The sequence below is a fragment of the Clostridium nigeriense genome, assembly GCF_050585265.1.
Lineage (GTDB): Bacteria > Bacillota > Clostridia > Clostridiales > Clostridiaceae > Clostridium > Clostridium nigeriense_B.
Genome location: NZ_JBNOOE010000012.1, coordinates 75,766 through 98,432 on the forward strand (window position 1 = coordinate 75,766; position 22,667 = coordinate 98,432).

General features: G+C 26.7%; 23 protein-coding genes. 17 read left to right on the forward strand and 6 right to left on the reverse strand.

Annotation, left to right across the window (positions count from 1 at the left end; translation table 11 throughout):
- The first annotated feature begins 54 nt into the window (after positions 1-54).
- From ACQPVP_RS11865 to ACQPVP_RS11875, 3 genes are all read left to right on the forward strand, one after another.
- Positions 55-1,692, forward strand: coding sequence for a multicopper oxidase family protein (locus ACQPVP_RS11865; RefSeq protein WP_430850200.1), 1,638 nt, complete (start codon positions 55-57; stop codon positions 1,690-1,692).
- A 78-nt stretch (positions 1,693-1,770) separates the two neighbouring features.
- The gene (locus tag ACQPVP_RS11870; RefSeq protein WP_430850202.1) at positions 1,771-2,373 is read left to right on the forward strand and encodes an HAD family hydrolase; all 603 of its coding nucleotides are present in this window, start codon (positions 1,771-1,773) and stop codon (positions 2,371-2,373) included.
- A 101-nt stretch (positions 2,374-2,474) separates the two neighbouring features.
- Complete coding sequence (locus tag ACQPVP_RS11875) at positions 2,475-3,920, forward strand: DEAD/DEAH box helicase (protein WP_430850204.1); 1,446 nt, start codon at positions 2,475-2,477, stop codon at positions 3,918-3,920.
- A 69-nt stretch (positions 3,921-3,989) separates the two neighbouring features.
- On the opposite strand, the gene ACQPVP_RS11880 is transcribed toward ACQPVP_RS11875, so the two are convergent.
- The 4 genes from ACQPVP_RS11880 to ACQPVP_RS11895 form a co-directional block, all read right to left on the reverse strand.
- Positions 3,990-4,667: a GntR family transcriptional regulator gene (locus ACQPVP_RS11880; protein WP_430839761.1), complete on the reverse strand. Its 678-nt coding sequence runs from the start codon at positions 4,665-4,667 to the stop codon at positions 3,990-3,992.
- A 41-nt stretch (positions 4,668-4,708) separates the two neighbouring features.
- Positions 4,709-5,167, reverse strand: coding sequence for a DUF3284 domain-containing protein (locus ACQPVP_RS11885; RefSeq protein WP_430839762.1), 459 nt, complete (start codon positions 5,165-5,167; stop codon positions 4,709-4,711).
- A 161-nt stretch (positions 5,168-5,328) separates the two neighbouring features.
- A complete protein-coding gene (locus ACQPVP_RS11890) occupies positions 5,329-5,643 on the reverse strand; it encodes a PTS lactose/cellobiose transporter subunit IIA (RefSeq protein WP_430839763.1) in 315 nt (104 codons plus the stop codon).
- A 175-nt stretch (positions 5,644-5,818) separates the two neighbouring features.
- On the reverse strand, positions 5,819-6,121 hold the full coding sequence (locus tag ACQPVP_RS11895; protein WP_430839764.1) for a PTS sugar transporter subunit IIB: 303 nt from the start codon (positions 6,119-6,121) through the stop codon (positions 5,819-5,821).
- A 332-nt stretch (positions 6,122-6,453) separates the two neighbouring features.
- Between ACQPVP_RS11895 and celB the strand changes: the two genes are divergently transcribed.
- The 6 genes from celB (at position 6,454) to ACQPVP_RS11925 (ending at position 13,168) form a co-directional block, all read left to right on the forward strand.
- Positions 6,454-7,731, forward strand: coding sequence for a PTS cellobiose transporter subunit IIC (gene celB / locus ACQPVP_RS11900; RefSeq protein WP_430839766.1), 1,278 nt, complete (start codon positions 6,454-6,456; stop codon positions 7,729-7,731).
- A gap of 24 nt (positions 7,732-7,755) precedes the next feature.
- A complete protein-coding gene (locus tag ACQPVP_RS11905; protein ID WP_430850206.1) occupies positions 7,756-8,655 on the forward strand; it encodes a haloacid dehalogenase-like hydrolase in 900 nt (299 codons plus the stop codon).
- A 303-nt stretch (positions 8,656-8,958) separates the two neighbouring features.
- Positions 8,959-9,228 (forward strand): ATP cone domain-containing protein, encoded by a 270-nt coding sequence (locus ACQPVP_RS11910; RefSeq protein ID WP_430839770.1) that lies wholly within the window; start codon positions 8,959-8,961, stop codon positions 9,226-9,228.
- 84 nt (positions 9,229-9,312) lie between these two features.
- Entirely contained in the window at positions 9,313-10,122 is an 810-nt protein-coding gene (gene yidA, locus ACQPVP_RS11915) for a sugar-phosphatase (protein WP_430839771.1), read from the forward strand.
- A gap of 264 nt (positions 10,123-10,386) precedes the next feature.
- Positions 10,387-12,225, forward strand: coding sequence for an asparagine synthase (glutamine-hydrolyzing) (gene asnB, locus ACQPVP_RS11920; protein ID WP_430850208.1), 1,839 nt, complete (start codon positions 10,387-10,389; stop codon positions 12,223-12,225).
- Positions 12,226-12,313: 88 nt separating this feature from the next.
- Positions 12,314-13,168 carry a CorA family divalent cation transporter gene (locus ACQPVP_RS11925; protein WP_430850210.1) on the forward strand — a complete coding sequence of 285 codons (855 nt, stop codon included), beginning with the start codon at positions 12,314-12,316 and terminating at the stop codon, positions 13,166-13,168.
- A 173-nt stretch (positions 13,169-13,341) separates the two neighbouring features.
- On the opposite strand, the gene alr is transcribed toward ACQPVP_RS11925, so the two are convergent.
- The gene (alr, locus tag ACQPVP_RS11930) at positions 13,342-14,499 is read right to left on the reverse strand and encodes an alanine racemase (protein ID WP_430850212.1); all 1,158 of its coding nucleotides are present in this window, start codon (positions 14,497-14,499) and stop codon (positions 13,342-13,344) included.
- Positions 14,500-14,620: 121 nt separating this feature from the next.
- Here alr and ACQPVP_RS11935 point away from each other — a divergent pair, with 121 nt between their 5' ends.
- Both ACQPVP_RS11935 and ACQPVP_RS11940 read left to right on the forward strand, forming a co-directional pair.
- Positions 14,621-16,015, forward strand: a complete 1,395-nt coding sequence (locus ACQPVP_RS11935; RefSeq protein WP_430850214.1) for a PLP-dependent aminotransferase family protein — start codon at positions 14,621-14,623, stop codon at positions 16,013-16,015.
- Positions 16,016-16,066: 51 nt separating this feature from the next.
- Positions 16,067-17,257 (forward strand): pentapeptide repeat-containing protein, encoded by a 1,191-nt coding sequence (locus ACQPVP_RS11940; RefSeq protein WP_430850216.1) that lies wholly within the window; start codon positions 16,067-16,069, stop codon positions 17,255-17,257.
- Between the two features lie 98 nt (positions 17,258-17,355).
- Here the strand turns inward: ACQPVP_RS11940 and ACQPVP_RS11945 are convergent, their stop codons facing one another.
- Positions 17,356-17,688: a winged helix-turn-helix transcriptional regulator gene (locus tag ACQPVP_RS11945; protein ID WP_430850218.1), complete on the reverse strand. Its 333-nt coding sequence runs from the start codon at positions 17,686-17,688 to the stop codon at positions 17,356-17,358.
- A gap of 244 nt (positions 17,689-17,932) precedes the next feature.
- Here ACQPVP_RS11945 and ACQPVP_RS11950 point away from each other — a divergent pair, with 244 nt between their 5' ends.
- The 6 genes from ACQPVP_RS11950 (at position 17,933) to ACQPVP_RS11975 (ending at position 22,617) form a co-directional block, all read left to right on the forward strand.
- Positions 17,933-18,427, forward strand: a complete 495-nt coding sequence (locus ACQPVP_RS11950; protein ID WP_430850219.1) for a DUF2975 domain-containing protein — start codon at positions 17,933-17,935, stop codon at positions 18,425-18,427.
- Positions 18,428-18,440: 13 nt separating this feature from the next.
- The gene (locus ACQPVP_RS11955) at positions 18,441-18,647 is read left to right on the forward strand and encodes a helix-turn-helix domain-containing protein (protein WP_430850221.1); all 207 of its coding nucleotides are present in this window, start codon (positions 18,441-18,443) and stop codon (positions 18,645-18,647) included.
- 12 nt (positions 18,648-18,659) lie between these two features.
- Complete coding sequence (locus ACQPVP_RS11960; protein ID WP_430850223.1) at positions 18,660-20,510, forward strand: DUF4153 domain-containing protein; 1,851 nt, start codon at positions 18,660-18,662, stop codon at positions 20,508-20,510.
- 108 nt (positions 20,511-20,618) lie between these two features.
- Positions 20,619-20,738, forward strand: coding sequence for a DUF5412 family protein (locus ACQPVP_RS11965; RefSeq protein WP_430850255.1), 120 nt, complete (start codon positions 20,619-20,621; stop codon positions 20,736-20,738).
- A 182-nt stretch (positions 20,739-20,920) separates the two neighbouring features.
- Entirely contained in the window at positions 20,921-22,141 is a 1,221-nt protein-coding gene (locus tag ACQPVP_RS11970) for a S41 family peptidase (RefSeq protein WP_430850225.1), read from the forward strand.
- A gap of 293 nt (positions 22,142-22,434) precedes the next feature.
- The gene (locus ACQPVP_RS11975; RefSeq protein WP_430850227.1) at positions 22,435-22,617 is read left to right on the forward strand and encodes a hypothetical protein; all 183 of its coding nucleotides are present in this window, start codon (positions 22,435-22,437) and stop codon (positions 22,615-22,617) included.
- The last annotated feature ends 50 nt before the right edge of the window (positions 22,618-22,667 follow it).

Below are 22,667 nucleotides of genomic sequence, written 5' to 3' on the forward strand. Positions count from 1 at the left end.
TTTACATAGAATTGAATATATTGTTACTATGATCTAGCTTAAGGAGTTGAGTTTATGAACTTAAATAGAGATTTGTCATTATATGAAAATGAGGATGAAGACTATAATGAAGAACGTAGTAATAAATGTAATCTTGTAGATCCATCAGATCCAAGAACTATACCAAAGTTTGTAGATAAGCTACCAATACCAGTTATAGCAAAGCCTACACAAGGTATAGATAAAAAAGGAAATGAAGAGTCCGAGGAATACAAAATAATAATGAAAGAAGCTAAGCATTATTTTTCATGTTATTTTCCACCAACAAAAGTATGGACTTATAATGGATTGTATCCAGGTCCGACTATTGAAGCATTTAAGAATATTCCAACCTATGTATTATGGGAAAATCAGTTACCTAATAAACATTTTTTACCTTATGACAAGACCTTACATGGAACTGTAGATGATCCAGAAGTTAAAACTGTAGTTCATCTACATGGAGCAAAAGTTCAAAGTAGTAGTGATGGGCATCCAGAAGCATGGTTCACAAAAGATTTTAAAGTTGTGGGGCCAGAATTTAAGAAAAAAGTTTATAAATATGAAAACTATCAATCAGGAGCAACATTATGGTATCATGATCATGCTATGGGACAAACAAGATTAAATGTTTATGCAGGACTTGCAGGAATGTATATTCTTAGAGACGAATTAGAAGAAAGATTAAATCTACCTAAGGGAGAATATGAAATTCCATTAGTTATACAAGATAAATCTTTTACTAAAGAAGGAGAGCTTTTTTATCCAAGTAAACCTCCTTTTCCGGTAGAAGTTTTTCCATCAATAGTACCTGGATTTTTTGGAAATACTATTTTAGTTAATGGAAAGGTTTGGCCATATTTAGATGTAGAACCTAGAAAATATAGATTTAGAATTTTAAATGCCTCTAATAGAAGGCAATATATTTTAAGGTTAGATAATGATGAAGTATTCACTCAAATAGGTACAGATGGAGGTTTAATAGAATCTCCAACTAAAATATCTGAATTTAAGATTATGCCAGCAGAACGAATTGATTTAATTATTGATTTTTCTAAGTATAAGGGAGAAAAGATTACCTTGATGAATGATGATACTTCTTCTCAAGATCCTGGAACTGATATGATTATGAGGTTTAATGTGAATAAGGAGTTAAAGGGAAAGGATGAAAGCTCTATTCCTGATATTTTAAGAAATTCTCATGGACCAAATGAGAATACAGTTAGTAAAAAAAGAAGACTAACATTTGGTGCAATGACAGATAGATATGGACGACCTATGCTTCATATAGATGGAATGACTTGGAGTGATCCTGTAACAGAAAGAGTAGAGCTTGATTCAGTTGAAATATGGAATTTAATTAATCCTATGCCTGTAGCCCATCCTGTCCATATTCATTTAATTCAATTTAAGCTTTTATGGAGAAGACCATTTGATGTTGAGTGTTATGAAGATACAGGAAAAATAATATTTACAGGAGAAGAAGAACCACCTAAAGAGTATGAGAGAGGATTTAAAGATACTATAGATTCAGAACCAGGTAAGATTACAAGGATAATTATGCAGTTTAAGGGGTATTCAGGAGACTTTGTTTGGCATTGTCACTTCTTAGAGCATGAAGATCATGAAATGATGAGACCATTGAAAGTAGTTAAATATTTAAATTCAAAATAATAAATATTTGTTTAGTGACAGTAGATAGAAGATTAAAGGTCTATCTACTGCTTTTATAATTATTAGGGGGAAGAGGTTATGTATAAAAATATTATTTTTGATTTAGGAAATGTATTACTGAGTTTTAATCCAATTGAGTATTTAAAGAATAAAATATCAGAAGAGAAAATAGAAGATGTTTATAAGGCTATATTCCAAAGTGAAGAGTGGGTTATGCTAGATAGAGGAACAATTACTGAAAAAGATGCTATTAATAACATAATTAGAAGAAATGCCACGTACAGAGATGATATTAATTTAGTTTTTAAAGATTGGTGTGATATTTTAAAACCAATTGAGGAAACTGTAGAAGTATTACAAAGCTTAAAAGAAAATGGGTATAATATATATTATTTATCTAATTTCCATGAGCTAGCCTTTAGAGAAGTAACTACAAAGAATAAGTTTTTTAAGTTATTTGACGGTGGAGTTGTATCCTATGCGGAAAAATTAATTAAACCAGAAGAAGATATATATAAGTTGATTTTAAAAAGATATAATTTAAATCCAGAAGAAACTATTTTTATAGATGATACACAAGTAAATGTAGATGGTGCAAGTAAGCTGGGGATTAAAGCTATTTTTCTTGAAAACCCTAAGGAGTTAAGAGATAGTTTAAAAAAATTAAAAGTAGACATATAACAAATTAAAAAATATCTATAGACCTTTTACTTGATATATAGCATGATACTAGAGTAAAATATAGAAAGTTATTTAAAATGTTATAAAAGTGAGGTAATTTAATGAATATAGATAAATTTGAAGATATGGGTTTAAAGCCTGAGATTCTAAAAGCTCTAAAGAATTTAGGATTTGAAAATCCATCGGAGGTTCAAAAAGAAGTTATTCCAGAAATGCTTAAGAAAAAGGATATAGTTGTAAAATCTCAAACAGGTAGTGGTAAAACTGCAAGCTTTGGAATTCCACTTTGTGAACTTATTAATGAAGAAGAAAATATAGTTAAGGCGTTAATATTAGTTCCAACTAGAGAGCTTGCAATGCAAGTTAAAGAGGATATTTCTAATATTGGAAGACTTAGAAAAATTAGATCTGCAGCAATTTTTGGTAAGCAACCTTTTAATGAGCAAGTAAGAGAGCTAAAACAAAGAGTCCATATAGTTTGTGGAACTCCAGGAAGAGTAATAGATCATATAAAAAGAGGAAACTTAGACACTAGATATATTGAGTATGTAGTTATAGACGAAGCGGATAAAATGCTTAATATGGGTTTTATAGATCAAATAGCTGAAGTATTAAGTGCTTTACCAAGTAATAAAAATACTGCGTTATTTTCAGCTACTATACCTAGTGAAATAGAAGGACTTTATTCAAAATATATGAATAATCCTGAAGTTTTAAATGTTAAATCTAAAGTATTTAATAGAGAAAAGATAAGCGAAAAATATATAATATTAAGTAGAGAAGATAAGTTCAAAACTTTATTAAAACTTCTTTATACTAATACAGATGAAAGTGCAATAATTTTCTGCAACACTAAAGATTCAGTTAAAAATCTAAGTTCTTTACTTAGGAAAGAAAAGATTAAAGTAAATGAGTTGCATGGAGATATGGAACAAAAAGAAAGATTAAAAGTTATGGATAGCTTTAAAAACAAAGAATTTAAAGTATTAGTAGCCACAGATATTGCTGCAAGAGGAATTCATATTAATCACATAACTAACGTATTTAATTATGAAGTGCCAATGGAAAAGGAAAGTTATGTTCATAGAATAGGTAGAAGCGGAAGAGGAGAAAAGAATGGATTAGCTATTACATTAACTTCTTTAGGGGAAAAAAGATTTTTAGATGATATTGAAGAATATATTGGTTATAAGATTGAGGAAATTTTCATTCCATCATATGAAGAAGTAATAGAAGGAAGAAAGAAATTTTTTGAGGATCAAAAAAACAATTACGGTAATACTGTAAATAACAAAAAAACTATACATACCGAGGTTACAAAAATCCATATAGGTGCAGGTAAAAAGAAGAAGATAAGGAATATAGATATACTTGGAGCTTTCAGTAACTTAGAGGGATTAAGTGGTGAAGATATAGGCATAATTGATGTGCAAGATGGGTTTTCCTTTGTAGATATATTAAATGGAAAAGGTAATTCTATTTTAAAAAAATATAAAGAAATAAAAGTTAAAGGGAAGCTAGCTAAAATAAGTAAGGCAAAGAAATAGATAGCTATAAAAAGTATTATAATTGAAAATAAGAGTAAGCGTCAATTATTGATGATTACTCTTATTACGTTAAGATGTAATTTCTATAACTTTTTCATTAGGATTATTAAAAGTACGAATAAATATAAGAGGTTGCCCTTTTCTAGTGCTGATTAAAGTTTCTACCATTATTATTGGAGTTGTTAATTTTACATGTAAAAGATTAGAATACTGTGAGGGTACAATAATAGGTATAAACTTCTGAGTTATTTTGCATTCTGTAAGTATATGACTTATATCCAATAATTTAGGCAAATTATTAATGTCCTCATTATTTACAAAATCAGTATTAAAATATATTTCTTCAGCGCTAAGTGGACATCCTTCTTTTTGATTAAGACGTACTATACGTAAAACTAGATCGTCACTAGAAAGATTCATGATATGCCCAATTTCTTTATCACATTGTTCGGCTTTCTTAACCTTAAAATATAAAATAACACAATCTATTGAGTCTTGACCTCCTAAAATTTCAGTAGAGGTATTTTTCTTTATTAGTTTTCTATCCGCAACATAAGTTCCTTTATTTTTGTCACGATATAATATCCCTTCAGTAACTAGTTCATTAATTGCTTTTCTTACTGTCATACGGCTAGCCCCATATTTTATTGCCATATCTCTTTCTGAAGAAATAGGTGAAGTAGCTGGTTTATCTGCTATTTCTTCCATAATTCGATTTTTGATTTCTATATAAATCGGATTAGCCATGTGTTCACCACCTTTTATTACACAAACAATTACATAAAATTTTAAGAGTTAAGTAATTTTTTATCTTCAAGAATAGATTTTTCGATAGAATGTAGGAATTGAATAACTCTTTTTTTAGCCCCTTTTTTGAAAAATATATTTAAAAGTTTATAGTTAAAGTCCATTAAATATTTACTTCCTTTATAGTCTTCTATATAGGTTACATTTATATTATTTTTATCTAATGTTTCTATATAATAGGAAATTGTGTTTATTCCTGAACTAGACTGAAATTCAGCACTATAGCTTGTAGGTTTATTAAATTCAGTGATTTTCACATTTACTGTTCCTTTTCTTCCTAATTTATTATTTAAAATTTTTTTATAATGAAATCCTTTCTTTATATTATTCAAAGGAATTTCTTTTCCAGTAGTATTGCTAATATCATAAGCAATATTGTTTAAAAGATTGTTAAAAAAACTTTCAGCGTCAACATATAATATTTCGTTTATTTTTAGCATTTAAATCTTTCCTCACATTTCAAATGAATTAATATAAAAAATATTATAATATAAAATATCTATATTATTTTCTTAAAAATTGCATAGGTTAAGAAATAACCTATGCAATTATTTATATTATTATCATAATATATTTTTAATTATATTTATTATTAAGCTACTTATATATTTTCTATCTTTTTATTTAATGCAATAAATTTCTCTGCTAATATTTTAAATGATTCAGCACTCATCAATTGATCTTCAGCATGTATTAGTAATAAAGCAAATTCAGTATTATTTCCTTCAGCTTCTTGTTGGATTAATTTCATATGTGCAGAGTGACCTGAAGAAAAATAATTATCTCCTTCTAAAATTTTATCTTTAGCTCCATCAAAATTTCCTTCATTGGCAAGATCAATAGCCTCAATAAAACTTCCCCTAGCCATACCAACACTTGATATAATTTCAAAACAAATTAATTCTAAATTTTCCATATTTCCTCCAGTAAACTAATAAGGAGAGGAATTTTTCCCTCTCTTATATTGTTTTAAATTTAAATATTGGTTATTACTTCATTGTTAATTTTCAATACTTTATATAAAGTTTAAAATAATGTATCAATTCCAAATATAGAAGTTATATATACTTCAATTTGCAATATATAAATTATTACCTTTTTAATAATTGCAAAGCTTGATCTAATACTTTTTCACCATTCATTGTACCATATGCTTGCATATTGATAACTTCAACAGGTTTTCCTTCTGCAATTTCAACAATTTTTTTCTCTAGAAAACGAACTTGTGGTCCTAATAATATCATATCTGCTTTTCTAATATCGTTAGCTACATCAGCATTAGCAACTGCCCAAATATTCGCTTCAATCCCTTTTTTTATAGCAACCTCTTTCATTTTTTTTACCATTAAGCTTGTAGACATTCCTGCTGAACAAACTAGTAAAATATTAATCATTCTCTTCACTCCTTTATATTTTGGTATATACCATTTTATAAAATAATAGTATCATATTTTATAAATATTGCAACATATTTATTTTAAAAAATATATGTGATTATTTAATGAATTAAATTGATATTTGTCAGTAAATTTTAATGATAATAGAAAACTGAATTCTATTTATATTATAAATATGAAAGTTATATCTATTTTATAATATGGAAAACGATTATAGATGAAAATTGTTTAATATATTCATAAATATAAATTTTAATATTGACAAAAAAAAAGCAAACATTTACAATGAAAAATATACAATGGTATATACCAAGGGGAGGAGAAAATTAATGCAAGAAAAAGTACAGAATTTTATGGATGAAAAGTTACTTCCATGGGGGGTAAAAATTGGAGGGGAAAAACATTTAGTAGCAATACGTGATGGTTTGGTTACTACTATGCCTTTAATTATAGTAGGGTCAATATTTGTAATACTATCAAGTATTCCATGGGCTGGATTTAACCAGTTTATAGCTACCATTTTTGGAGTTGAATGGCAATCAAAGCTTGATTTTGTTGTACAAGCTACATTCAATATCATGGCATTATTAGATGCATTTACTATTGCTTATAGTTTAGCTAATTCTTACAAAGTTAGTGGCATATCAGCAGGAGTTTTATCTGTAGCAACTTTTGTACTAGTAACACCAATACAAGAAGGTGGAATTCAAATAGGATATTTGGGAAGTAGAGGATTGTTTGTTGCAATTATTGTAGGATTAGTTTCAACAGAAATTTTTAGAATTTTTGTACAAAAGAATATTGTTATTAAGTTACCGGAAAATGTTCCACCAGCAGTTAGTAGGTCTTTTGTAGCACTAATTCCATCGACTGTTTGTTTGACATTGTTTTGGGTTATTCGTTTATTAGTTGAAACTTATGGAAATACAAATATTCATGATCTTATTTATAAAATTGTAGGTCAGCCGATTTCTATTATCGGAGGTGGATTTATTGGTGGACTGTTTGCTATCTTATTTACTACAGTTTTCTGGTCAGTTGGTATTCACGGATGGGATTTAGTACTTAGTGTAATGCAACCTACATGGTTACAGTTTGTTGATGAAAATCGTATAGCATTTCAAAGCGGAGAAGCAATTCCACATATTATAAATTATACATTTATGAATACATTTGTATGGATTGGGGGAAGTGGTGTACTTCTTGGTTTAGCAATTTTATTATTCTTTAAAAGTAAAAGTAAATACATGAAAGAAATGGGTAAAATAGGTTTTCCGCCAACGGTATTTGCAGTTAACGAACCTTTGATGTTTGGATTACCAGTTGTAATGAATCCAATAATTTTGATTCCGTATGTAATAGCACCTATTGTTTGTTATATTATCTCTTATGTATCTATGTCATTAGGGATTGTCGCAAAAGCTGTAGTATTGGTACCATGGTCAATGCCGCCAATCATCGGAGGATATTTGGCTACTGGTGGACATATTTCAGGCGTAATTTTACAAATAGTAAATATTATTATTTCAATTATAATCTATTATCCATTCTTCAAGATTATTGATAGAAAATCATATATTGAAGAAAATGAGGAAAAAGAAAATTAATTTTAATAGGAGGCAATTAATTTTATGAAGATTAAAAGATTACTTAACTGTTCTGCGTCCGATTTTGCTAGTTTTGATAAATTAAACTTAATATCAAGTATTGCAGCAAGTGCTGGGCGAACTATTTTAGCAGAAAATGATGTGCAATTGGATCCAATGACAAAAGGAATAACTAATGCTGAATATGTAGCGGCATTTGGTACAGATTTAATTCTATTAAATTTATTTGATTTTGGAACTTGTGAAATAAAGGGTATAGATAAAACAGAGAATTGTATAAAGAGATTAAAAGAGTTAACTGGACGTCCAATAGGCGTAAATATTGAACCTGTTGATATAGAAGCAAAAACTCTTGAATTAACTAAAACAATTTCGCAAGGAAGAATTGCTAGTGAAAAAAATCTAAAATTAGCCAATGAAATGGGTTTTGATTTTATTTGCCTAACTGGAAATCCATCAACTGGAGTATCAAATAATGAAATTGAAAAGTCTATTAAATTAGCTAAAAAAATATATAGTGGTGTTATAATTGCTGGAAAGATGCATGGCGCTGGAGTGTCAGAACCTGTAATTGATGAACAGACAATCACTAAATTTATTGATGCTGGAGCTGATATTATTTTAATTCCAGTAGCTGGAACTATTCCAGGGTTAAGTGAAGCAGAAATGTCTTCTTTAGTTAATTATGTACATTCTAAAGAGAAATTAGTAATGGGAGCAATCGGGACAACCCAAGAAGGATCAGATATAGGAACTATTAGGGAGTTAGCATTAACGAGTAAACGTGCAGGATGTGATATACATCATATAGGAGATGGAGGATATTCAGGTACTGCAGATCCAGAAAATATTATGCAGCTATCTATATCAGTAAGAGGGAAAAGACATACATTTCATAGAATGGCTTTGTCTATTAATAGATAATATAGTATATGCGTGAAGGGTATAAGTAAATCATTAATGAAAGTTTTATTGCGAATTTTTGCAAATAGAACTTTCATTTTTTTAGTACTTAATGAAAATTTATATTTACTACTCTATAAAAGTCTTGATACAAAAAAGATAATTATTTATATAATAATAGTAAGAGAAAATTAAAAATGTGATTAATAAAGTATATTATTTAGATAGCGAGTGTAAAATTAGTATTTTATTAAAAATATATATAATACTTTAGGACATAATATTTGAGATTGATACAAAATTATATAGAAAGAAGGTATTACTATGAAAATAATAAAAAAGGATGGAAGGTTAGAGGAGTTTAATTCTAAAAAAATTAAAACAAGCATAGAAAATTCAGCTAATGATTGCGATGCAGTTTTAAATGAATCAGATTTAAAAATCTTAGTTTCTGATGTTGAAAAGACTTTAATTAATATTAGAAAAGATTCTTTGATAACATCTAGTTATGAAGTAACTGGAGCTATTTTTGAGGTACTAAAAAGAGACGGATTTAATAATGTGTTAAAAGCTTATATTGAATTTGGAAAATAGCTTAATAATGTAAATATTAAATTAATTTATATATAAAGGTATGATATAATCATATTAAAATTCAATTTAAATGGAGGATTATTAATGTATAAATTAGTAGCTATTGATATGGATGGTACTTTACTTAAAGGAGATAAAACTATATCTGAAAGAACTAAAAGTGCTATTCAGTCAGCTAGAGAAATGGATGTAACAGTGGTTTTAGCAACAGGAAGACCAATAGAAGGCGTTTCTAGATATTTAGAAGAATTAGATATGTATACTGATAAGGATTATGTGCTTAGTTATAATGGAGCCTTAGTACAAAGAACAAAAAGCAAGGAAGCTATAGCTAAGATAGCATTAGATGGATCTGATTTACATTATTTAAAAAAATTAAGTGATGAGTTAGGTGTTAATCTTCATGCTTTTTCAGAAAAAAAAGGCTTAATAACTCCTAAAAACAGCAAGTATACAGAAGTAGAGGCTGATATAAATAATATAGAAATTCATGAAATTAATATAGATACTATTTCAAATGATGAAGTTATGATAAAAATTATGATGATAGATGAGCCAGAAATTTTAGGACCTGCCATGGAAAAGTTACCTAAAGAGGTATTTGAAAAGTATACCGTAGTTAGAAGTACTCCTTATTTCTTAGAGTTTTTGAATAAGGAAGTTAATAAAGGTGTAGGTGTTGAAATGTTAGCCAATCACTTAGGAATCAAAAGAGAAGAAATAATAACTTTAGGAGATGCTGGAAATGACCTTCATATGATAGAATATGCAGGACTTGGAATAGCTATGGGAAATGCATTTGATGAAGTTAAAGAAGCAGCGGATTATATTACTGATACCAATGAAAATGATGGAGTTGCAAAAGCAATAGAAAAATTCATATTAAATAAATAAAAAAGTGCAACTATATAATTTTGCTTATTCCATCGACTAGCTCCAAGTCATCGCAAAATTAATAGATGCACTTCAAAGCTGAAGGAAGGAATTTATAAAACGTTATTCACAGGGTAACATTTTTATAATTTCCAAAAGAATAAATTTAAGAAGTTACTGTGTTTGCAGTAACTTTTTTGCTTTTCAAGGGTATTTTTTAAGAACTATTGTCAAATTATACTCATATAACTATAAATATAAGCTAATAAAGAAAGAAGGATAAATATGTGTGGAATAGCAGGCTTTGTTAATTTCAAGAAAAATATAAAAGAAGAATACAAAACACTAAAAAATATGACTGATACTTTGAAGGATAGAGGCCCTAATGCAGAAGGTCTGTACACATCTAGCAATATTATGTTTGGCCATAGAAGGCTTGTAGTAGTTGATCCAGAAGGTGGAGGTCAACCTATGAAAAAGAGTGTTAATGGAAAAGAATATATTCTTGTTTACAATGGTGAATTATATAATACAGAAGATTTAAGAAAAGAATTAATAAATGATGGATATACATTTGAAGGATATTCAGATACCGAGGTATTACTTTTATCATATATTAGATGGGGCATAGATGCTATATCAAAGTTTAATGGTATTTTTGCCTTTGCTATTTATGACGAAGATAAAAGACGGGTAGTTTTAGCACGAGATGCCATGGGGGTTAAACCATTATTCTTTACTTTTAAAAATGATACTTTTATTTTTGGTTCAGAAATTAAGGCATTATTTAAACATCCATATGTTGAACCAATTGTAGATAAAGATGGATTAACAGAATTATTTGCTTTAGGGCCAGCCCTTATACCTGGTACAACTTTATATAAGGGAATTGAAGAAGTTAAACCAGCTGAATATTTGATTGTGGATGCAAGTGGTATAAAGAAAGATATGTATTGGGAGCTTAAGGCAGAGGAGTTTAAAGAAAGTGAAGAAGAGGCAGTTGACCATGTAAGGGAACTTCTTGTCGATGCAATAAAAAGACAATTAGTTGGTGATGTACCACTTTGTACTTTCTTATCAGGGGGATTAGATTCTTCAGCAATATCAGCTATAGCAGCAGAAGAATTTAAAAAGAAAAATAAGATTTTAACTACTTATTCTATAGATTATGAAGATAATGAAAAGTATTTTAAATCATCACTATTTCAACCAACTTCAGATCAATATTATGCAGAGATGATGGCTAAATATATAGGAAGTGAGCATAGAACAGTTGTATTAAATCATATGGATTTAGTAAATTCCCTTGATAATGCTGTAATCGGTAGGGATTTACCAGGTATGGCAGATGTGGATTCTTCCCTATATCTATTTTGCAGGGAAGTTAAAAAAGATTTTGTAGTAGCCTTATCTGGAGAGTGTGCAGATGAATTATTTGGAGGTTATCCATGGTTTACTAACGAGGATATGATTAATGCAAATACTTTTCCATGGTCAAGATTTATTGGAGATAGAAGGAAAATATTAAGTCCAGAATTAAAAAAATTAGAAATAGAGGATTTAGCACAAACAGCATATAATGACACTTTAAAGGAAGTTCCTCATTTAGATGGCGAAAGTAAATTAGAATATAGAATGAGAGAATTATTTTACTTAAACTTAAGATGGTTCATGGTTAATTTATTAAACAGAAAAGATAGAATGAGTATGGCAAATAGCTTAGAGGTTAGAGTACCATTTGCAGATTATAATATAGTAGAATATGCTTTTAATATTCCTTCAAATATAAAGCTTTTAAATGGAAGAGAAAAAGGATTATTGAGAAAGGCTTTAGAAGGAATTTTACCAGAAGATATTATATATAGAAAGAAGAGTCCATATCCAAAGACTTATAATCCAATCTATACAGATTTAGTTTGTAATATGATGGGTGATATACTAAGAGATAAATCATCACCTATATTAAATATAATTGATGAAAATAAGGTTAAAGAAATAGTTGAAACTAAGGGAGAATCATATAAAACACCATGGTTTGGACAATTAATGTCTGGACCACAAATGATAGCGTATTTAATTCAAATAAATAATTGGTTAAAAAACTACAATGTAAAGTTAATATAGATAATTAATTTTTAAATGAGCTGTCTTTGCGACAGCTCATTAATTGTTTTATAATGAAAATAATAATTACTTTTTTAGGAGGAGTTGTATGACAACTTTAATTTTATCTAATGGAAACATGATTAAAGATAAAGAAATAGATAGTGGATTGACTAATGTGGTTGCATGTTTATCATCTTCAAAAAATATAAACAAGGTAAGGGATATACAGTTTAATAATATACATAAGGATATAATAATAAAAAATAAGAATAAAATATTTTTAAGAATACCAATTTTAATAGAGGGAGAAAAACTTATAATTAATGCAGTTATAGATAAGGACAAGGTGATTGTTAATTATGAAAATGACATACTTGTAAAATTTTTAAAAGAGAAGATATCATTACACGAAAAAATAGACAAATATATGATATGCTTATTTCTATTTCAGTACTTTGCATACCTATATAATGAAGAATTATTGAAAATAGAAGATAGAGTAGATGATTTGTTTCAAGATGCTATAAATTCAGGAAGTGTAGATAATAAGAAAATCTTAGAGATAAAAAAGGCAGTTTCATTGATCAAGAGATTTACATCATATTATAAATCAATGATAACCTATTTAGATGATGAATTCAGCGGACTAGATTTATATAACAAAGTTTTATTTGTTCTAGATAATACCCTAAGCCTAGTAGAAAATATAGAATCATCTATATTTTCATGTATAGATTTATATAATTCAGAACTATCAAATAAAATGAATCAAACTATGGAACTTCTTACTATAATAACTGTATTGTCATTACCTCTTACTATTATATCAGGAATTTTTGGTATGAATTTTGAAAATATGCCATTATTAAGAAATCCTTATGGTTTTATTAGTTCTATTATTTTTACAATAGGATTAATAATATTAGAAATTATTTATTTTAAAAGAAAAAAATACTTGTAAAAGATTGCAAAGTAATCTTTTAAATTAAGAATGAAAAATTCAGGAGGTTTTTCACAGCAAAACTTAATTTTAATTGCTATTAGACACCTTTTATTCAAAAATCCTAAAAGATTTTTTCCTAAATTATTCATTCTTAATTCTTAATTTTACATTATAAAAATGCTTGCATTTTTTTACATAAGGTATTTTATATCTAATATTTTATTATCTTTAATATAGACTCTTGGGGCTCTTCTTCCGATTAGGCAAAGGACTTCGTAGCTAATTGTATCTAATATTTTAGCCATATCTTCTGCATCAAACTTAACATTACCATCAGAGCCTAGAAGTATGGCTTCATCTCCTGTTTTTAAATCTTCAATATCAGTTACATCAACCATAAATTGATCCATACATACATTTCCTATAATTGGTGCTAGTTTTCCTTTAATTATTACCTTTCCTTTATTAGATAAACCCCTAGAATATCCATCAGCATATCCAACTGGTAGTGTTGCAACAATTGTTTTTCTAGTTGTTTTATAAGTCATGCCATAGCCTATGAATTCATTTTTTTCAACTTCTTTAATATGGACTATTCTAGTTTTCCAAGTTAAAACAGGTTTTATATTTATATTATATTTATTAACTTCATCAGAAGGATAATAACCATATTGAATTATTCCAGGTCTTATATAATTAAAGCAGCTTTCTGGTAAATCTATTATAGCAGCACTATTAGAAAGATTCTTTTTATTTACAGTAAGACCTTTATCTTTTAGTCTATTTAATATGGAATTATAAATATCTATTTGCTTTTGAGAATAGGATTTATCTTTAGAATCTGCTGTTGAAAAGTGTGAAAATACGCTCTCAATATTTAGGTTACTTAACTTTGATATATTTACTATATCATCTATATCTTTAAGATTATCTCTAAAACCTATTCTGCCCATTCCAGAATCTATAGCTATATGAATATTAACAATTTTATTTAACTCTTTAGCTTTTTCATTAAGCTTTTCTGCAAATGAAAGTGTAGATACAGTTGGTTCTACATTATATTTTATTAATGCATTAATGGAATAGTCTTCACTTATGCCAAGAAGCATTATTGGAGCAAAGATATCATTTTCTCTAAGTTCAATTGCCTCAACTATATTTGCAACCGCAAGCTTTTTAACACCGCAATTAAGTAAGACTTTAGAAATTTCAACAGCTCCATGACCATAAGCATTAGCTTTAACAACTCCTATTATTTCACTTTCTTTAGATTTTATTTTAATTTCATTTATATTATTAATTAAATTATTTAAATTAATTTCTGCCCAGATTGGATGTAATAAATTCATAATATAACCCCTTACTATTATTGACTTCTTAATCATATCATTGATAATATTATATACATAAACTGAATCTTTGATAAGTATCAGTTTTGATAAATTTGATGGTATCAGATTGGAGGGAAATATGGATATACTAACAATAAATTTAAATGTTAATAGTAATATTCCACTATATATTCAACTTTATAATTTTATAAAAAATGAAATTCAATTAGGAAATTTACAAGCAAATAGCAAGCTACCTTCAAAAAGAAAATTATCAAAATATTTAGATATTAGTCAAAACACAGTAGAAGCTGCATATGAACAGTTAATAGCAGAAGGATATATAATTTCTTTTCCTAAGAGAGGATATTATGTTACAGAGCTTCAAGAGGTGATAACCTTAGGAAATAATAGAAAAGTTAATAAAGATGAGTTAAAGGTAAAAAAATACTATAAGTATGAATTTTATTCTAGCAGAGTAGATCTTGAAAGTTTTCCATATGGCATATGGAAAAAAATAAATAAGGATATGATATCAGAAGAAAATAAAGACTTATTACAAATTGGACATTCTCAAGGTGATAGAAATTTAAGGGAAGCTATTTCTAATTATTTAAGATATTCAAGAGGTGTAAACTCAAATATAGATAATATAATTATAGGATCTGGTAGTGAATACCTAATCCAAATATTAATAAATATATTAGGAAGAAATAGAATTTTTGCGGTTGAAGAGCCCGGGTATTATAAAATTAGAAAAATATTAAAAGTTAATGAAATAACTCCAAAGGGTATTCATATAGACGATTATGGAGTTAATATAGAAAGCTTAAGATATAGTAAGGCAGAGGTAATTCACATTACCCCGTCTCATCAATTTCCAACAGGAATAATTATGCCTATTAATAGAAGAATACAACTATTAAATTGGGCTAATGAAGAAGATAAAAGATATATTATAGAAGATGACTATGATAGTGAGTTTAGATTTGAAGGGAGACCTATTCCAGCTTTACAAAGCTTAGATACTAAAGGAAAAGTAATATATTTAGGAACATTCTCAAAATCATTTTCTCCTTCTACAAGAATTGCTTATATGGTACTGCCGGATAAATTAATGCAAATTTATAAAAAAGATTTTAGTTTTTTAGCATGTACAGTTGCTAGAATAACTCAACAAGCTTTATTTAAATTTATTGAAGAAGGATATTTTGAGAGACATCTTAATAAAATGAGAAATATATACAGGAAAAAAAGAGAATTCTTAGTTTCTTTAATAAAAAAATATTTACCTAACACTGAAATTATAGGAACTAATTCAGGGCTTCATTTATTGATTAAAGTTAATAATGGTATGACTGAAAATGACCTTATTAAAGCTGCTGAAGAAAAAGAAATAAGAATATTAGGATTATCTAATTCTTATTTAAGTAAGTTAAATGAGACTAACACTGTTTTTTTAGGATATGCAAGTTTAAGTAATGAAGAAATGGAGGAAGCTATTATTTTATTAAAGGAAGCATGGAATTTATAATTAATATTTGGAAATAATAATATAAGCAAATAGATTAAAAGGAGTATTATTATGGCTTATATTAATTTTAAAGAAGAGGTATCAGTAGCTAGAGATCAGTTTGAAAAAAGAATAAAGAATAATAAAAGAATATTTGAAAATTTATTAGATAGTAAAGATGTTTATACAGAATATATCCCAAATGAAAGATATAGCTTTAAAGAGCATAATAACTTGGTTATAGGTGGTGGACACCCAAAGAAAGAAGATGAGTTTCAAGAAATTAAAGATGCAGATATAATTTGTACAAAGTTTATAAAATGTAGATTTTCTAATATAAAATTTACTAATTGTAGATTTATTGGATGCTATTTTGAAGAGTGTGAGTTTATGGGGGGAGGTGTTGTTTTTCAAGATTGTATCTTTGTTAAAAAGGATAGTGATGAAAAACCAAATTTAAATAAAAATGATAATTTTTCATGCGAATTTAATCATTGTAATATATATGCAAAGTTTATAAACTGCACATTGGAGTATATAATTTTCAATAAATCTAATTTAAAGAATACTAATTTTGAATTAAGTGATATGAGTAATGGTATGATATTTGATTCAAATTTAGATATGATTATTATTTCTGATACTGATCTTTCAGGTGTTAAAATAGTTAATACATATATTGAGGATTTAGAGTTTAGAGATAAATATAAAAGTAAATTAGATGAAAAGACATTTATAGATAAGATTAAAGTTAAGAAAAAGACTAGAGATGAGTATGAAGGTATTTATACAGTTTACGAAAATATTGCAGATAAGTTTAAGGATAACAATTTAACTAATAACTTTGGAGAATATTATTACTTGTGTAGAAAAACTCAAAGAAAAGTTCTTAAGCCTATACCTAAGATTGGATCTACCTTTGGACTATTAACCTGTGGATATGGAGAAAGACCAGTATATGCAGTTTATTTTTCTTTAATTGTAATTTTTCTATTTTCAATTTTGTATTTATTTTTTGGAATAAAGGTTGATGAAGAAATAATTACTTATGGTAGTAATATTAGCAAAGCATTTAATATAAGACAGTTATTAAAAGATTATAATGAATCTTTAAACTTAAGCGTTGGGATGTTTGCAGGAGTAGGACTAAATGAAGCACAACCTTCACCAAGGTCTTATATGCTTAGTAATATTGAAATGTTAATAGGTGTTTTGATGATGGGAGTTGGAATAGGAGCATTAGTCAAAAAGATAGTAAGATAATTAGAGTTGTATGATAAGTAAATTTAACTTATTATACAACTCCTTCACTTCTCAGAAATTTATAAAAAGATTATCTTATGAATAATTTTTTATAAATTTCATACTTCAGTTTTTGTAAATTTATTTTTATAATCTTCTCCCCAAATAACCATTGAGTCTAAAATAGGTTTTAAGCTATAGCCTGTCTCTGTCAATGTATATTCTACTCTTGGAGGGACTTCGGGATAAACTTTACGTGTTAAAAGTCCTGAGGACTCCATGCTTCTAAGATTCGAAGTTAATACTTTTTGAGATATTTCTCCAATGGATTTCTTTAGTTCACCAAATCTTTTTGTACCAGTAAGAAGGTCTCTTATTATTAATACCTTCCATCTATCTCCAATAAGTTTTAATGTCATTTCAACAGGACAATCTGGAAAATCCTTTGACATAAAATCAATCCTTTCTCTGTAATATCATAAATATACTATAATTCTATTTATTATATATAGAAAATTATATACTAAAAATATTATAGGGACAAATGAATAATAATCTAAATAAGCATAATAAAATTATTTCTAGATATAAAATTATAGTTTCTAATCAATAAAAAAATATCGTTTTACAATAAAAATATCTTGATAAAGATTAAATACAATGTTAATATATAGATAAACAACTAGGAGGGATTTTATGGAGTTAAAGGACGAAAAATTTTTATCTAAGGCATTATCAATTATTCTTAACGTAGCTATTATTTTTGGTATAATTCTTACAGGGATACTAGTCTATGACACCTTTATAAATAGAGGAATTCAAAATATAGTAGTAGATAAAGGCATAATTATAGTATTGTTAGTGGTAGGAATAAGTAATTTGTTTTTTATTGTTTTTATGCTAAAAGGAGTAATAAAGACTTTAATAAAAGGTGATCCTTTTGTTAGATCTAATGCTATTGCATTTAAAAAAATATCTTTATCATGTTTAATAATTGCTTTATGTTATTTAATTAATTTATTTATAAATTCAAATTTTAAAGAATTTAAATTTATTTATGTAGATAATATGGGTATTCATACTGATATGGAGGTATTTATATTTTTATTTGCATCTGCATTTATATATATTTTAGCAAAGGTATTCGATAAGGCTGTATCTTTTAAAGAAGAAAATGATTTAACAATATGATAAGGAGAATAGCATGGGAATAGTAGTAAATTTAGATGTTATGATGGCTAAGAGAAAAATTTCTTTAAATGAATTAGCTGAAAGAGTAGGAATAACTAATGCAAATCTTTCTATATTAAAGAATAATAAGGCTAAGGCAATAAGATTTTCAACATTAGAAGCCATTTGTAGGGAACTTAATTGTCAGCCAGGTGATATATTAGAATATGTAAATGAATAGTGGAGGTGTATTATGGTCAATGCTGTATCTTTAGTTTTAATGAAGGGAGAAAAGCTTCTTTTATTAAATAGAGAGAAAAATAGGTTACCGGTTATAGTTATTAAGGATAACGAAACACCAGAGAAATGTATTGAGAGATGGACTAAGGATAACATAGAAGTAGGAATATCAAAATTAATAAGACATGACAAAATATTTAAAATTGAAAATTATAATATAACTTTAATATTTATTGATGCTACTAATTCTGAAGTAAAATTAATTAATGAAGATTTAGTATTTGAGGATTGTAAATATATTAATAATATTAATAAAGTAGAAGAGGACTTTTTAAAAAATGTTATAAGAAAGTGTAACTTAATTAATTATAATTCATTAGCAGTTGAAGCTTTAGCAAAAGTATATAATTTGAATAATAAATTTGAAATAAGAAATCCTTTTATGAGTTTTGAAAAAGGAAGGATGAAAAGCAATAAGGCTATTAATCTTGTATTATTATCATTATTATTAGGAGTTTTATTCTCTATTTTTGTATTTAGTTATTTAGGAATATCAGTACCAATTATAATAATTTTAACTTTTATAATATTTATTAGTATAGTTGGTATTAGAAATAAAAGTATTTTAGGTTTCTTTTTTGTGTTTTCCAGTATAGCATTATCTATAACTTATGGTATTTTTACTAATGAATTATTTAGAGCTTTGAATATACTAGTAATTCCAATAAATTTATTTTCAGGTTTCTTACTTTTAACTTACGATAATATACCATTTAAATTAACTTCATTTATAAGAGCATTTTTAGAAATAATAGTAGGACAATCAATAGAAAATACTTCAAAGCTTCCATTAGAATTAAGAGAAAGATATGGAAAAACTGATGGTAAAAATAAAAAAGATCATTTTAAATATATAATTAAAGGACTACTAATATCTATACCCTTAGTTATATTCTTGTTAATTCTACTTTCTGGAGCAGATGAAGTATTTAGATATTATATATCAAATATTTGGGAATTTATCGTTATAGAAAATATATTTAATTTTATAGTTAGACTTTTAATAGCTGTAGCAGTCATGTTTTTAATTTATGGATTAAATTATGGATTAGCATCTACTAAGGTTACAGTAAATAGCAAGAGCTTTAATAAGACATTTAATCCAGCTACAATTATAACTGTTCTTATTTCTATTATTTTAATATATCTAGTGTTTACTAAGATTCAAGTTTCATATCTATATTTAAATAAAGAATTACCAGCAGGATTTAGTTTTTCAGATTATGCAAGAAAGGGATTTTTCCAATTAGTATTTTTAGTATTCTTAAATCTTATTATGATAATTTCAATTAAGGTTAAAACAGTAGTAAATAGCAATAAGATGAATAATGTTTTAAATACTTTTTATAGTATAATAACTATTTTAACTGTGAATATGGGGATAGCCGCAATATATAAGATGAATTTATATATTGGAGAATTTGGATATACAAGACTTAGAATTTTAGTTCAAGCCTTTACAGTATTTTTATGTATATCATTATTAACGCTTCTTATATTTATTTGGAGAGAAAAGACATTATTTAAGCCAATTGCTGTAACAGGAATGATTATATATCTTGCTTTAAATTATGTTAACATAGATAACTTTATTGCAAGAGAAAATATTAAGCTTATAAATCAGAGAGCAGAAATAGATTTATGGTATATATCAACTCTTTCTTTAGATGCAAAAGAAGCTATTGATAAAGGAAGAGAAGATGGCGTAATAAGCAGTGAATATTATAATTTATGGGAAAATAAAAAAGTGTTAACTAATCATTGGTATGAGTACAACTATTTTAATAATAATATATTGAAATGAAAAAGCTAGGCTGTCTACGGACAGCCTAATTAAATAAAATGAATAATATTAACATATTAGGTAGTAGAGATAGTAGGGGTGAAGAGTATATGAGAAAAACAAAAAAATATTTATTGGCAATATCATTGCGAAAAAGCAGAATTAGAGTGGATAAGTGATGAAGTTATAAAAATTAATGGTATTAAATTAAATATAAAAAAAGAAATTTATGATTATAGAAGAAAATAATATATTTTTAGATGATAAGTGCGTCTATTAGTTTTGAAATTACTTGGAGAGAATTCCAAATAATAAACAAAATTAAATAGATGCACTTTTTAAATTATACAAAATTGTAAAAATAGTAAAAATATTATATAATTACCAATAAAAACTAACTTGGAAAGGGAATAAATTGGGGGTATTTAATTTTGAGGAGATATAATTTAGAAAAGGTTAAAAGAAAATATTTATTAATTTTATTATCAGTAATTTTGGCAATATCTTTATTAATTTATAAAAGTATAAATGCTTTAGACAATAATCTTACTAAGAAAGAAAAGATTGAAGATTTTCAATATATGTATGATGTAATTAAGAAAAGCTATCCTTATCTTGAGTTAAATAAAAGAGTAAATAATGTTGATTGGCTTGAAAATAAGGATATTTATTTAGAGAAAATAAAAAATACAAAAAATGATAATGAATTTATTAATGAGTTAAATAATATTTTAGGAGATTTGAATAATGGACATACTCATTTAATTGATAATTATTCACTTTTTAAGCTTTTTAATAATTCTTATGGAGAGTTAGGTTGGTATGATTTTTTTGATGAGGATATAGTAAAAAAGAGATATGAAGGATTAGAAGAAATAAAGGGCAATAATAAATCATTTTCTAAAGAAGATTTAATCTTAAAGGATATAGTTGAAGGAGAAGTTGGTTATATATATTTACCTGAAATGACTCCAAGAGGAAATTCTATCGAAGAAGATATTGATTTAATTTCAAAATATATTAAAACTTTAGAAAATCATAAGTCAATAGTAATTGATATAAGAGGCAATGGCGGTGGAAATGATAGCTATTGGATGGAGGTAATATCTAGAATTATCCCAAAGTCATATAACGCTTCAGGTTATATTTTATTCAGAGACAGTGAAATAATAAATGAGTATATTAATTCAAGAGATATCAATGTAGAAGATATTCAGTATTTACCAAAGGAAATAATAAATAATGGACCAAATGAGATAAATAGTGATTTCAAGTATTTTGTTAAAAATAATAGGCTTATAGAAACAATGGATAGTATAAATTTTAAGGGGAAAATTTATTTATTAGTTGATAGAGTCGTATATTCATCAGCTGAATCATTTTCTATATTTTGCAAAGAAAGCGGTATTGCAACTGTCATTGGAGAAACTACTGCTGGGGATGGAGGGGGATATGATCCTATATTATTTAAACTCAAAAATAGTGGATTAATTGTTAGAATGGCTGGAGATATGTATTTAACTGGATCTGGTATTTGTAATGAAGAGTTTAAAACTATTCCGGATTATATAATTGATAATCCTATAAGAACTAAAGAGTTTAGTGATGATAATTGCATTAATAAAGTATTAGAGTTAAATCAGAGTAATTAGTAGAAATATAAGTAGTTAATGGTTAAAAGATTATAAGGGTATTAAAACGAATAAAAAGTTATTATAAATTGTAAAAGTTATGGATTAGATAAGATTCTTGTAACTTGTAATAAGGAGAATATAGGAAGCAAAAGAACCATAATTGCTAATGGAGGATTATTTGAAAATTATATTGAAGTATATGGCGATATTATGGAACGTTATTGGATAAATACGGAATAAAGAGTTAAAGTTTTTATGAGAAAATATTATTTTTAACAAGGTTCCTCAAATTAATTAAGGAGATAGATGTTATGATAAATGGAATTATATTAATTGCTGGAGGGCTATTATGTTTATTGCTACCAAAGGCTAACTGGTATAGGGAATCTATAATAAAGCATAATCACTTAGAAACAGAGGAGTTTTTATCTTTTATTAGAAAAATAGTGGGCTTCGTATTTATATTTTTAGGTGTTTTATCTTTCTTTTCATAAAATAATTATTAATCCAATACAAAATTAAAAATATTTGAGAAGGTGGGGTA